At 61.7% G+C, this 12,231-nt stretch carries 10 protein-coding genes and 1 tRNA gene; 7 read left to right on the top strand and 4 right to left on the bottom strand.

Going from position 1 to position 12,231, the window contains the following annotated elements; translation table 11 throughout:
* The 3 genes from ACREC7_RS00770 to ACREC7_RS00760 form a co-directional block, all read left to right on the top strand.
* On the top strand, positions 1 to 556 hold a 556-nt coding region (locus ACREC7_RS00770), incomplete at its 5' end, for an SDR family oxidoreductase (RefSeq protein ID WP_431553772.1).
* Between the two features lie 9 nt (positions 557 to 565).
* Positions 566 to 1,651: a patatin-like phospholipase family protein gene (locus ACREC7_RS00765; RefSeq protein WP_431553771.1), complete on the top strand. Its 1,086-nt coding sequence runs from the start codon at positions 566 to 568 to the stop codon at positions 1,649 to 1,651.
* A 79-nt stretch (positions 1,652 to 1,730) separates the two neighbouring features.
* Entirely contained in the window at positions 1,731 to 2,195 is a 465-nt protein-coding gene (locus ACREC7_RS00760) for a CreA family protein (RefSeq protein WP_431553770.1), read from the top strand.
* 25 nt (positions 2,196 to 2,220) lie between these two features.
* Here the strand turns inward: ACREC7_RS00760 and ACREC7_RS00755 are convergent, their stop codons facing one another.
* Positions 2,221 to 3,552: a phenylacetate--CoA ligase family protein gene (locus tag ACREC7_RS00755; RefSeq protein ID WP_431553769.1), complete on the bottom strand. Its 1,332-nt coding sequence runs from the start codon at positions 3,550 to 3,552 to the stop codon at positions 2,221 to 2,223.
* 383 nt (positions 3,553 to 3,935) lie between these two features.
* Here ACREC7_RS00755 and ACREC7_RS00750 point away from each other — a divergent pair, with 383 nt between their 5' ends.
* Together ACREC7_RS00750 and ACREC7_RS00745 are read left to right on the top strand one after the other, a co-directional pair.
* Positions 3,936 to 4,703, top strand: coding sequence for a hypothetical protein (locus ACREC7_RS00750; protein ID WP_431553768.1), 768 nt, complete (start codon positions 3,936 to 3,938; stop codon positions 4,701 to 4,703).
* Positions 4,704 to 5,140: 437 nt separating this feature from the next.
* The gene (locus tag ACREC7_RS00745; RefSeq protein WP_431553767.1) at positions 5,141 to 6,706 is read left to right on the top strand and encodes a 2-isopropylmalate synthase; all 1,566 of its coding nucleotides are present in this window, start codon (positions 5,141 to 5,143) and stop codon (positions 6,704 to 6,706) included.
* Positions 6,707 to 6,781: 75 nt separating this feature from the next.
* Here the strand turns inward: ACREC7_RS00745 and ACREC7_RS00740 are convergent, their stop codons facing one another.
* On the bottom strand, positions 6,782 to 8,437 hold the full coding sequence (locus ACREC7_RS00740; protein ID WP_431553766.1) for a DUF6600 domain-containing protein: 1,656 nt from the start codon (positions 8,435 to 8,437) through the stop codon (positions 6,782 to 6,784).
* Between the two features lie 323 nt (positions 8,438 to 8,760).
* Between ACREC7_RS00740 and ACREC7_RS00735 the strand changes: the two genes are divergently transcribed.
* Positions 8,761 to 8,836: transfer RNA gene (locus tag ACREC7_RS00735), tRNA-Lys, on the top strand.
* A 20-nt stretch (positions 8,837 to 8,856) separates the two neighbouring features.
* Here ACREC7_RS00735 and ACREC7_RS00730 read toward each other — a convergent pair.
* Together ACREC7_RS00730 and ACREC7_RS00725 are read right to left on the bottom strand one after the other, a co-directional pair.
* On the bottom strand, positions 8,857 to 10,470 hold the full coding sequence (locus tag ACREC7_RS00730; protein ID WP_431553765.1) for a glycosyltransferase family 39 protein: 1,614 nt from the start codon (positions 10,468 to 10,470) through the stop codon (positions 8,857 to 8,859).
* A 139-nt stretch (positions 10,471 to 10,609) separates the two neighbouring features.
* Positions 10,610 to 10,837: a hypothetical protein gene (locus tag ACREC7_RS00725; RefSeq protein WP_431553764.1), complete on the bottom strand. Its 228-nt coding sequence runs from the start codon at positions 10,835 to 10,837 to the stop codon at positions 10,610 to 10,612.
* Between the two features lie 596 nt (positions 10,838 to 11,433).
* Here ACREC7_RS00725 and ACREC7_RS00720 point away from each other — a divergent pair.
* Positions 11,434 to 12,231, top strand: a complete 798-nt coding sequence (locus tag ACREC7_RS00720) for a sialate O-acetylesterase (protein ID WP_431553763.1) — start codon at positions 11,434 to 11,436, stop codon at positions 12,229 to 12,231.

The raw sequence follows: 12,231 nt of genomic DNA, 5'->3' as shown, positions 1-12,231 counted from the left end.
GAAGAAGCAGGTCAAGCTGGTGGGTCCCGCGGACCTCGCCGACGAGGCTTCGGTCAACCGGCTGTTTGCCGGAGTCCCAGCGCTGTGGGCGTCGATACACATTGCCGGCGGGTTTGCCATGGCTCCCGTGGCCAAGACCGGCAAGGCGGAATTGATGCAACAGATCGACATCAATCTCGTGAGCTGCTTCCTCTGCTGCACGGCGGCGGTCAACGCCATCGGCGGCACCGGCCAAGGCGGCCGCATCGTCAACGTTGCCTCGCGCCCAGCGCTTGAATGGCGGATCGGCGCCGGCATGGCCGCCTATACCGCGAGCAAGGCCGCCGTGGCGGCGCTGACCGTGGCGCTGTCCGAGGAGGTCGCCAAGGACGGCATCCTGGTCAATGCCGTGGCGCCGTCCATCATGGATACGCCGGCCAACCGCGCCGCCATGCCGAAAGCGAATTACGATCTCTGGCCGAAGGTGGAGGAGGTGGCGGCGACCATCCTGTTCCTCGCTTCGCCGGAGAACACGGTGACCCGCGGCGCCATCGTTCCCGTCTATGGCAAGTCCTAGGGCCACGCCATGATGCAGACACCAGCCAAGGCGACGGAGATCGGGCTTGTCCTGCAAGGAGGGGGCGCACTTGGCGCCTATGAATACGGGGCGATCACGGCGCTGCTCGAACTGATCGACGAAGCCGCGGGCAAGGGCCATGCCGTCTCGCTCAAGGCCGTCACCGGCGTCTCCATCGGCGCCATCAATGCCGCTTGCGTGGTCGGCGCCGCCACCAGGACGGACGCGCGCCGCCGCCTCGCCTCGCTGTGGAACGACCTCGTGCTGGAGACGCCGATCTTTTGGCCGCGGCAGGCGAGGCGGGATCTCGCGCTGTACGGCTTGCCGAACTTCTATTCGATGCGTGCCGACCTGTTGTCGTTCTCGACATGGACGCATGTCTACGATACGCGCCCCTTGCTGCCGACGCTTACCCGCCACGTCGATTTTACCGAGCTTAACAGGAGCGACACGGCCTTCGTGGTGACCGCGGTCGATGTGGAGACCGGCGTGCTGAAGCGGTTCTCCAACAAAAAGCTCGACAAGGCGGAGCGCACGGTAATCGAGCCGCAGCACGTGCTGGCAAGCGGCAGCCTGCCGCCGCAATTTCCCTGGACCGAGATCAAGGAAGGCAACGACGCCCGGCGCTATTGGGACGGCGGCATCGTCGACAATACGCCGCTCGCCGATGCTATCGATGCCTTCAGCGTCGACAAGGATGTCAGGCGGCTCCTCGTCGTCATGAATTTGTTTCCTCAGGCGGCGCGCCTTCCCACCACGCTGTTCGAGGTCACCGAGCGGGTCGACGCCCTTCGCTTCGGCAACCGCCTGCACCAGGACACCAGGACCGCCGACCGCATCAACCTGCTGGCATCCACGATCGATGCCCTTGCCGGCCTCGTTCCGGGTGAGCTCCCGCCGGAGCTTGCCCTGAATGTGGCCAGGGCACGCGCCTTCAAGCTGGTGAAGATGATTGAAGTCACGCTTGAGCCTGTGGGCGCCGAAGCCGACGAGTACGGCTTTCGCGATTTTTCGCGCGAAGGCATCGAGAGCCGCCGCGTCGCAGGCCGAGCGATCGCGCTTTCGACGCTCCGCCCCGAATTCGACCAGCTTTGATGTTGCATGGGCAACTCATACTAACGCCTGGAGTTGGGCCGCTGACGGGCTTGGAGCCGGCAGATCATTGGAGAGACGAATGAGACCGCTTTACCTATCGGCTATGCTGTTCCTTGCCGCATCGGGCTTCGCGCGCGCCGACGATCTTGCTTGCGTCAGCACGACCTTCAATCTGCTGTCGCCGAACGACAAGGTCTGTGTCAGCGACTTCGAAGACCCCAAGGTGCCTGGCGTCACCTGCTTCATCTCGCAGGCTCGCAAAGGCGGTTGGGGCCAGCCGCTCGGTCTCAACGAAGACCCTTCGAACTTCTCGGTCTCTTGCCGGCAACTCGGACCGATCACCACCGATCTCTCGACGCTGCCCGAGAAGGAGGAGGCGTTCAGCGAGAAGACCAGCATCTTCTTCAAGGCGACGCGCATCTATCGCATGCCCGACGCGAAGCGCGGCACGCTCGTCTATGTCGCCGTCAGCTCCAAGCTCATCAACGGCTCGCCGGCAAACGCGATCAGCGTCGTGCCGGTGATGCCCTGGGCGTCAAAATGAGCCCGCATGATCGGGGCGGGGACTTCTAGCTCTTCGGCAGCGGAATGAACCGGCGGAGCTTGCCGGTCTCCTTGTGCCGCTCGAGCGTCGGCACGAGATCGATATTGATCTCGGCATTGGCGAGCCCGGCCTTGGCAAGCGCCTCGACCAGCGCCTGCTTGAGCGCGTCCACATCGAGCGGTCCAGTGGCGACGACGCCGATCCACGCGCCCTTCGGCGTTTGGCGTACCTGATATTCCTCGATCTGGCCGTTCTGCCCGAGCGGCGTGCGGAACACTAAGGGGTGCACGTGGATGCCGCCGGAGTAGATGAAAATGTCATCCGAGCGTCCCTGCACGGATGTGACCAGGGGAAACGCCGCGCCGCAGGAGCAACGCCGGTCGCCCGGAACCGGCACATCAGTGAGTTCATAGCGGATCAGCGGCAGCGTGCGGCCGAACAGCGACGTCACCAGAATGCGGTCGATGGCGCGCGGATCGCTGGTTGGCTTGTCATCGCGGTCGACGTACTCGGTGATGACCAGATCGTCGCTTCGGTGCAGCCCCTCATGCGCGTCGCACTCGATGCCGATGTGCCCGACCTCGACGCAGCCCCACATATTGTTGATCTCAACGCCCCAGGCTTGTCGCGCGGCATCGCGGGTCTCCGGCATCAACGGCTCTGAGTTGGCCGTCACCCGGCGCGGCCTGATCTTCAGGTGCCCGGCCAGTGCCTCAGCGGTCAATTCCTGGAGCAACGATGCATAGGCGTTGATCTGGGTCGGCTGCGCCGCGTTGAGTTGGGCAACGAGCTCAGGCATCGGCGTCGGCGCCGGGAACCATTTCACCTCTGCACCCGGATCGACGGTTATTGAAAACAAGAAGGGGCTGCCATGGACGATTTCGCCTGCCTCGATCACGGCGAGCAGGCGGCGCCCGGTCAACGTCGCCGGCGGCTCATCGCGAAGCTGATAGCGGAACGTCGCGCAGGCGATCTCGATGAACTCGTTCCAGCCCCAGGGGAAGACGCCGCGGACGCCCGACGAGCCGCCGGTGGCGATCACCAGATACTCGTCAAGATAGTAATAATCCTCGCACGTGCCGTTGAGCTTGGCGGCGATGTTGGCGTTGCAATCGGCAAGTGTGAGGCGCCGATCCGTGACGATCGCGTCCCAATTGGCCATCACGTCGGTCTTGGTCATCACCGGCAGGGTTTGCAGGCCGGCTTCGGTGAACGAATCTGGGCCGATGCCGCTGAGCCTATTCATGTGCCAGGGTGAATTCGCCTTGGCAAAAGCTAGCGTCTCGCGCAGCGCACGTTGGCGCTCGGCCGCGATCTGCTCCGCCGTCCAGGAGAGGCGCTCAAGATGCGCCGGCATCCGTTGTGCCACCGCGGCCAATTGCTCTCGTCTCCGTGGACTGTCGATGATCATCGTCTTGTGGTCCCTGGCATCCGTTCCGGCGGTGCAGAATAAAGCCTCGTGGGCCGCGTGTGGCAAACCCCACATGCGACCAGCAGCGTCATTGTTAGCGTCTTTTCATCGAATGAGGCGCGCGTGAATTCGAGTGCGATGTTCACGCCAAATAGGAGGACACCGTTATGTTGAAAGTCACGATCTTTGCTCTGGCGCTGCTGCTCTCCGGCGCGGCGCTGGCTTGCCCCTTCGGTTATGTGCCTTGCGGCGAGACCGGCCAGCTTTGTTGCCCTTCGCAATAGTGCTTGGGTCTGAATGACGCAAAGCGCTCTGAAAGGAGGCGCACCATGGAGATACTCCAATCGAAAAATCCTAAAGTCCGCATGGCCATGCTCGGGGCTTTTCTTCTGTTGCCGTTCCTTGCATTTGCAGTCTGGCATTGGGCGTCAAGACAATCCGGCACGGGTGACGAGCTGACGCGTATCGTCGAGGAATACGGATATTCCGCGGTGACGCCTCCGTCCCGCCTGTTCGGGCCAGGCACCATCACGATGGTGGAGAGGCGGTCCGACGGTACGTTAAAGCTGCACACCGCCTGCAACATAGACGGCGATACTCTTGCAGCGATGTGGAGCAAGTCCCCGACGATCAACCGAAGCCTAGTGTCCGCCGTCAAACAGACGTTTGAATCTTCGGCCAGCACCCTCGACCTCGCGGAGTCGGATACCACCGGAAAGCGCGTCAAGGGAACCGATGTTGCGCTCCGGAACATCAATATTGTCACGATATCCTACGAGGATCTCAGCAGGTTGCGCAGCGAGTACGTGAAGGGCGGCTGTGAACAAAACGTCCTTCACAATCTTCGCGCCGGAGCTGCGGTGTGCCAGCCGGAAGAAGTGCTCGAAGCCGACGTCGTCTACAAACAGAATGTTCAGGACGGCCTTGGAGGCGGCGGGAAGATCAAGGTTACCGGTGCGGGTACCGGCTCCATCAATGTCGACCAACAGACGTCGGAAACGAGCGAGATGCAGGGCAACGACCTCTTCCTAGGGGCTAGGCTAAGCGAGGGCTATTGCTTCCGACTGGACGGCCAAGGCCTCGCCGGCAATTTTTGACCAATCGGCCTCTCCCCGGTGGGAGAGGTCGACTGCGTTCACGCCCTTGTTCAGTGTCGGCGTTCGGCTCGCGGCGAAATCCCCTTCCTCAGGAGGCGAGAGGGATCCGATGGGGCGCGGCGCCTTTCCCCATCCTACCCTTGCTCCCCAAAACGCTTCGCATTATGTTCCGGCGGCGCGGACGACGCGCCATAGCAGGTCATCGATGCGAACTTTTGGCGGAGAGAAGGATTTTCGAGCTGGCTTGGCTTTGCCGGCCGCCTCTTTCCGCACGCGCATCATCCTCGCCAAACTCCTCCTTAGACGCCCCTGAGCACCTTCGCTCTCGCCACTTGAAGCGAGGCTGGCGTTCAGGGGATGGCAAGAGAAACCCGCGATAATTCAGGCGGCTTGCCAGTCATGCTAGACTGCAAGCCAAGGAGTTGAGGACGAGAGAAATGAGCTCCAATCAGGACAGAACCCCCGCAGGGCGTGTGGTCATTTTCGACACCACCTTGCGCGACGGCGAGCAGTGCCCCGGCGCCACCATGACCTTCGAGGAGAAGCTCGAAGTTGCCGAGCTGCTCGACGAGATGGGCGTCGACATCATCGAGGCAGGCTTCCCCATCGCCAGCCAGGGCGATTTCGAGAGCGTCCAGGAGATCGCGCGGCGGTCGAAGAATTCGGTGATCTGCGGGCTTGCCCGTGCGCAGATGAAGGACATCGACATTTGCGCCGACGCGATCAAGCCGGCGCGGCAAGGCCGCATTCACACCTTCATCGGCACCTCGCCGCTCCATCGCAAATATCAGATGAGCATCGACGAGGCCGAGGTGCTTTCCCGCGTGACCGCCTCGGTCACCCGCGCCCGCTCCTACACCGACAATGTGGAGTGGTCGGCGATGGACGCGACCCGCACCGAGGTCGATTTCCTCTGTGCCTGCGTCGAGGCCGCGATCAAGGCCGGCGCCACCACCGTCAATATTCCGGATACCGTCGGCTACGCCACGCCGGATGAGTTTGCCGCGCTGATGCGCACGATCATCGAGCGCGTGCCGAACTCAGACAAGGCGGTGTTCTCCACCCATTGCCACAACGATCTCGGGCTGGCCGTCGCCAATTCACTGGCAGGGGTAGGGGCGGGGGCCCGCCAGGTGGAATGCGCCGTGAATGGCCTCGGCGAGCGCGCCGGCAACGCTGCGCTCGAGGAGATCGTCATGGCGATCCGCACCCGCGGCGACGTCATGCCGTTCTGGACCGGCATCGACACCACCATGCTGACCCGCGCTTCGCGGCTCGTCTCCCGCGTCACCGCCTTCCCGGTCCAGTACAACAAGGCGATCGTCGGGCGGAACGCCTTTGCGCATGAGAGCGGCATCCATCAGGACGGCGTGTTGAAGCATGCTGAGACCTTCGAGATCATGACGCCGGAGAGCGTTGGCCTGAAGGAATCCTCTCTCGTCATGGGCAAGCATTCCGGCCGCCATGCCTTTAGGGAGAAGCTGAAGGAGTTCGGCTACGAGCTCGGCGACAATGCCTTCGAAGACGCCTTCGTGCGCTTCAAGGCGCTCGCCGACCGCAAGAAGCACGTCTATGACGAGGACATCGAGGCTCTGGTCGATCAGGAGATCGCCTCCGCCCATGACCGCATCAAGGTGGTGGCGTTGACCGTGATCGCCGGCACCGGCGGTCCGCAAAAGGCGACCATCACGCTCGACATCGACGGCAAGCAGCATACCTACGAATCGACCGGCGACGGGCCGGTGGACGCAACCTTCAAGGCGATCAAGGCGATCGTGCCGCACGAGGCGCGGCTGCCGCTCTATCAGGTCAGTGCGGTCACCGAAGGCACCGACGCGCAGGCCGAGGTGATTGTGCGGCTCGAGGACGGCGACAAGACCGTGACGGGCAGGGGGTCAGACACCGACACGATGGTTGCTTCGGCGCGGGCCTATGTCAGTGCGTTGAGCAAGCTGCTTGCCCGCGGCGCGCGGCGCAAGCCGGAGACCATGCTCGCCTCTTAGCCGCTCATCAGAGCCAGAATCAAGAAAGCGGTTGGCCTTGCGCCAACCGCCTTTGTCTTGTTCGCGAAGCGAAGGCTAGTTGCGGCCCTGACACTCCGGCTTTTCGGGGTGCTTCTGGCATTTCTTGTCGCCGCCGCCACCGCCACCTTGATCGCCTTGGGCCTGTCCGCCGCCCTGGCTACCGCCCTGGTTGAATTGTTTGATGCCTCCGGGGCCTCCCGGACCACCGGGTTCGCCAAAGTCCTTCTGCTTGCGCTGGCTACCGCCGCCTTGGTCGGAATTATCGCGGTTGCCCTGCTTGAACTGGTTGGGTGCGCCCTGATCGCCGAAGTTCTTGTTCTTGTTTTTGTTCTTGGTCTGGTTGTTGTCGTTGTTGCCGCCCTCGTCGCGCCGTATCGTCGTCCGCTCGGTCTGAGTCTTGGCATCGGTCGTAGCCTGGCTACCGCTATCCTGGTCGCGGATGACCTTCTGAATCGGCGGCGGGGTCGTGGGCGGCGGCGGCGTTCTGGCGTCGTTATTCGCGTTGCCGTTGCCGCCATTCTTCCTGTTCTTGTTGTTGTCGCTTTTGTCGCCTTTGTCATTGTCGTCGCGGTTGCCCTGCTTGAACTGATTGACACCACCCTGATTGTCAAAGTTCTTGTTGTCTTTGCCGCGATTATAGCGGTCGAAGTCCTTGGAAGCCTGCCCTTTGTCGTTGTTGCGGTCGCTATCGCGATCGTTGTTTTTGCCGCGGTCGCCGAAATCACGCCCGTCGAAGTCGTGCTTCTTCTTGAAGGCGTCGGGATCCTCCTTGGCGATCGACTTCACGCCCTTCGCGCTCGGTCCCCACCCCTTGGGAACATCGCCCTTGAAGGTATCCTTGAGCTTCGCCTTCGGCCTGAACTCGTTGGGATTGTCGGCGAATTTCTTCGGCCCCCGATTTGGCCTGTTGTCCTTGGAGAAGTGGGGCGCGTAGATCTTGATGCCCTTGTTAGGGCCGTTATTATCGAAGCGTCCGCCCTTCCAGTTGTTGACCCTGTAGACCTTCTGCCCATAGATCGGCCGCCTCGTGATCTTCACCACAAGGTCGCGCGGCATGCCGTAATTGTAGACGATGCCGCCGCGGTATTGCGGCCGGTAGACACGGGTCGCGCCGAAGAAGGCGACGCTCAGGCCGCCGATCGGCAGGGCATAATGAGAGATCGCCCGCGAGGTCAGGTAGCGCGGCTGAACGAACACCCAGGACTCGGCGATCGGCGGATCGTAGTTGACCGGGACGCCATAGGCATAGCCGGGCCGGCCGGGACCGATCGGCGCCCAGCCGACATAATCGTCGCTGTAGCGCCATTGCACCCAGGCCGGCGCCCAGGTGTCGCCGGGGACCCAGAACCATCCATAGTCGGGATCGTAGCCCCACCGGCCGTAGTGATAGACGGCCCAGGCAAACGGCTCATAGGAATCCCAGTACCAGCCATATTCGTCGGTGTAGGTCCAACGCCCGACCGTGTAAGGCCGCCAATTGTCCGAGACGGTCTCAGGCAGCCACACATAGCCGAAGCGCGGATGCCACACCCACTGCCCGTAAGGCGCGAGCTCGTCATAGAACGTATCGATGTCGATGCTCTCTTGCGCGACGGCCTGACCACCGACGCCGAGCCGGTCGGCTCCGGGCAGCGGCAGGCCCGGTGCGGCAAGCAATGCGGCCCAAACGAGCGCGGCGAGAAGCAATCTCGGCCAATGTCTGTTTTTCATGGTGGCCCTCCCGGTCCCGGGCTCGGCTCTCGGGACGCGACAATCATCTTGTCTCAATTGAGGTCGTATGGGTTGTTTGCGGCCAAAGACTGGCGGAGCGACATTTTTGTTAATTGACGGGAATTTGCCGGGGAAAACCCAAGAGTCTGAATGCTGGCGCTTGCCCTTCAGAGAAGCCCCTGACGCTTGTCTCCGTTGCGGGCCTCACCATGTTTGCGGGGGAGCCGTGACAAGGCACCCCGGGGGGACCGCTTCCATAGACAGAGCGCGCGGGCGCTGGTAAGGGGGCAATCCCAATTGGCCGCCGTGATCGCCGGCCCAAGGGGCGCATAGCTCAGGTGGTAGAGCAGCTGACTCTTAATCAGCGGGTCGTAGGTTCGAGTCCTACTGCGCCCACCAACAATCAACCGACGCGGCTCCTAGCGGGCAGCGCGAACCTGATCGAGTTGGGCGCGGACCGCACGCGCTGATGCCGCGAAATATTTCGGATCGAGAACGGCAAATCGGTCGAAGAACGCGCCCAACTGCTCCAGCATCGGCCGCTGCGGACCACGCGAGTGGATGGCGCAAATCTGCCGGAAGCAGCGAACGTCAAACTCTGTCCCGGCGCGGTCTTGCACGGCGGCTATCTGGTCGTCCGCGACCGTGATCAGCACCCACAAACGCCCCTGCCTGTCGAGATATTTCGGAAAGGCTGTCGGGAAATTCAGATCGTCGATGATGGGGTTGGGGGGTGCTTGCGACAAGAGACCCTTGCGCAGGTAGTAGGAATTAAAGCTGTTGAACCAATAGACGGGGCCACTTTTGCTTGTGCTTGCCACAAGCAAAAGATCGTTTGGCTCAATATGCGAGCTGACATAGTGAAAGCCCCCTCTGAGGTCGACGGGGCTCGGCTTGGGGTTGGCTGCATAAGAGTCCAAAAGCGATCTCATCGAGAAGAGGCCAATCATCACCGCCAAAGCGGCGGTCGTGAGCGTACCGATGCGTTGCGAACCGGGCCACATACGAACAGCCATCGCCTCTATCTGAAACGCGATTGCGGTGAGGCCTGCGCCGACTGCGATGGCGTAGGGGGCCATCAGGGGCAGCGTGTAGCGTGGCGAGGAAGAAGCGCGAGCGTAGCCGCAGAACGCGTAGAGAAGTGCCGGGACTGCGAAGGCTCCAAGCAAGAAGAGCAGGGCACGCGGTGAGCGAAAGGCGGCCCACACAACACCGATCCCGGCGAGGCCGGCGATGACATAGCCGACCACGCCCTCGAAGCCCGGGTAGACAAGGACGATGGTCTTGAGCAAATCCAGACGAGCGGCGGTGGGGATGTCTGATTGAAACCGCGCCTCAGAGCCAACAAGCCGAGCAAGCATCGGGAGGGCCGGAATGAAGGCGATGCCGATGATCGCGAATGCCAAGGCGTTCGACCAAATGAGCGGTCCGCTCGGTTCGCCGTCTTTCAACTTCAGCAGTAGGCAACCGATGGCGAAGAGTCCCAGTCCGACGACAAAGAACATTGCGACGAAATGCGTGTAAAGACTGAGGATTGCGGCGCCGACGAAGAGAGCCCACCAGCCGGGCCTGTTCGTTCTCAATGCGGCTGCGAGCGACCATCCGCTCAGCGTCGTCAGGAAGACGAGGAGACTATAAGCGCGGTATTCTTGGCTGTAGATCACGAGCACGGGCATCACGCATGCCGCGAGCCCTGCGAAAAAGGCTGCTCTCCGGCCAAGAAGCTCCCGGGCGAGCAGGAAGACCAGCGCAACGGTTGCCACGCCAAAAATTGCGGAGGGCAGCCGCAATTGCCATTCGTTGCCGTCGAGGCCTGACCAGACAAAGGCATGGCCAAGAAGAAAGGAGACCGGCATGTCCTGTGCTGCCAGGACCAAATAGAACTCGCTTAGCGGGGTGGCGGACTCTCGGTACTGTATGGTCTCGTCAAGCCAGAGGCTCCAGCGATCAAGGCCATACAGCCGTAACGCCGCGGCGAGAACGATGAGTAGTCCGGCACAAGCTCCTCGACGAAGGACTTGAGAGACATGCACCGCGACTATTCCGAAGCCTTGTAGAGGACCCGTAGCTTCAACATCAAGAATTAAAACAGCCAGGCAGATCAGCGGGCTGAAGATTAGAGTGCTTCTGCGCCAGCCAATTTCTCAAGTATTTGGCAGCCTAGCATGACTACTACCATGCCGCCTCTGGTTTGCAGATGATGGCCATATTGACCGGATCGATTGATCGGGTGACATACACCCTTCTGCCGTTCCGGATCGTCGTCTTGTTGTAGTAGGGCGCTATATTCACGATCTTGCATTGATCGCTCGCCCCGCGACTATTGTAGTGGCGCTTGGCGGCGAGCGCCGGGACCGAAAGACAAAGCACCAGAACCCCAGCGAGAAGATATTGAGCCATGGCGGATCTTCCTTTGGTTTCGCTGTAGTGGCGTCTTGAGGCTAAGCGAAAGCCCGCGCCGATGCAGCAAAATTGCGAGCCAAACCGCCGGCAACCCAAGTGTCCTGCGCATCGAGCCGTGCAACGTCTTTTGCCTTCGGCTGTGTCGAAAATACCACCATCCGGGCTCCCAAACCGCATATAGTCTTCATCAGGATTCTTAACGGGGGACTAGCCATGCGCGTCTTAATTATTTGCGCCATCGTCATCACCGGCGCGGTCGGACTTAGCGGATGCTTTCATCATGAGAAGGCCGTAACGCAGGAACCGCTGAAGCTTGGATAATTGAACCGGCGATCTGACGCGCGGCATTCAATTTTTTCCTGCATTATCTTCTCGGCAAATGCCAGCCTCGGTCGAGCTTCCTCGACCGAGGCTTTTATTCGGTCGAGCGAACGCACCCGGTCTCTGCGCGGGTCCGGCTCCGTCCTGAGGGCCGGCGGCCATGACCCGATGCTGACATGATGGCATCGTAATCCGGCGCGACTTTGAGGGCCTTGGGCGACGAGGACGGCCTACGCGTCACCGCCCCTCAGTGACCAATCGCGAGGAGAGCCGTGAGACGCGCGGCGTTGACGCTCATTCTGATGCTGCTCGCGCAAGAATGCAGCGCTCAGACCGACCTCTACCTGATAGCCCTCATGGGCCAGTCCAATATGGAGGGACGCGGAGAGCTGTCCGAGCTTCCGCCTGGCTTTCCCGCAAATCCCACCGAGATTTGGAACTTCACCAACGCCTATCAATGGGAGCCCGCCAAGGAGCCCATTGATTCACCCGAAGGCCAGGTGGACGCCATTTCGATCGGCAGGCGCGGCGGCGTAGGGCCGTCATTGGCGCTTGCCGACGCCTTCGTGTCCGCTCATCCCTCGACGTCGGTTGGGCTGATTCCTTGCGCGAGGGGAGCAACCACGATCAGCGAGTGGCTGAAGGTTCAAACCGACGACCCGCGAAGCACCTTGTACGGCTCGTGCATGAACCGCATGAAGACGGTCTCTCCCGCCAACGGCACCGTCAGGGCGGTGATATTCTGGCAGGGGGGCAGCGACGCGAAAAGTCAGGAGGACGCTCTTTCCTGGAAGGACCGCTTCACGGCCTTGGTGGCCGACCTCCGCGCAGATCTCGGCAACCCCGACCTCCCCATCATCATGGTGATGCTCGGCGACCCCGATATTAAGGTCGCGAAGAAATATCCGTATTGGCAAGCCGTCAGGGCGCAGCAGCAGGCGGTGAACATTCCGGGCGTCACCAAGATCGAGGCAAATGGATACGAGCGCAAGGCGGACGGTATCCATTTCACCACCAACGGCCAGCTCGGTCTAGGAGCCGCACTTGCGCGATTGCTACCGGCCCCGTGA

It is taken from the genome of Methyloceanibacter sp., from assembly GCF_050728395.1.
Classification (GTDB): Bacteria; Pseudomonadota; Alphaproteobacteria; order Rhizobiales; family Methyloligellaceae; genus Methyloceanibacter.
This window is presented reverse-complemented; position numbering and strand designations above follow the sequence as displayed.

Coding starts and splice junctions, on each gene's coding strand:
- ACREC7_RS00765 (WP_431553771.1), top strand. CDS start 566: ATGATGCAGACACCAGCCAAGGCGACGGAGATCGGGCTTGTCCTGCAA.
- ACREC7_RS00760 (WP_431553770.1), top strand. CDS start 1,731: ATGAGACCGCTTTACCTATCGGCTATGCTGTTCCTTGCCGCATCGGGC.
- ACREC7_RS00755 (WP_431553769.1), bottom strand. CDS start 3,552: ATGCCGGCGCATCTTGAGCGCCTCTCCTGGACGGCGGAGCAGATCGCG.
- ACREC7_RS00750 (WP_431553768.1), top strand. CDS start 3,936: ATGGAGATACTCCAATCGAAAAATCCTAAAGTCCGCATGGCCATGCTC.
- ACREC7_RS00745 (WP_431553767.1), top strand. CDS start 5,141: ATGAGCTCCAATCAGGACAGAACCCCCGCAGGGCGTGTGGTCATTTTC.
- ACREC7_RS00740 (WP_431553766.1), bottom strand. CDS start 8,437: ATGAAAAACAGACATTGGCCGAGATTGCTTCTCGCCGCGCTCGTTTGG.
- ACREC7_RS00725 (WP_431553764.1), bottom strand. CDS start 10,837: ATGGCTCAATATCTTCTCGCTGGGGTTCTGGTGCTTTGTCTTTCGGTC.